Raw genomic sequence first — 324 nt, 5'->3', positions numbered from 1 at the left:
GTCTTCCCATCCATCGTTGGCCGTCCAAGACATCAAGGAGTGATGGTTGGTATGGGCCAGAAGGACTCGTATGTCGGAGATGAAGCTCAGAGCAAGAGAGGTATCCTGACCCTCAAATACCCCATCGAACATGGAATCGTCACAAACTGGGATGACATGGAAAAGATTTGGCACCACACCTTCTACAATGAACTTCGTGTAGCACCCGAGGAACACCCAGTATTACTGACCGAGGCTCCTTTGAACCCCAAAGCAAACAGAGAAAAGATGACACAGATCATGTTCGAGACCTTCAACAGCCCTGCTATGTACGTAGCTATCCAG

At 49.1% G+C, this 324-nt stretch carries 1 pseudogene; it reads left to right on the top strand.

Going from position 1 to position 324, the window contains the following annotated elements:
* Positions 1 to 324: pseudogene (locus D0T87_RS23950) on the top strand (actin, cytoplasmic 2); the annotation flags it as partial.

Source organism: Bacteroides sp. 51 (assembly GCF_010500965.1).
GTDB lineage: Bacteria > Bacteroidota > Bacteroidia > Bacteroidales > Bacteroidaceae > Bacteroides.
This window is presented reverse-complemented; position numbering and strand designations above follow the sequence as displayed.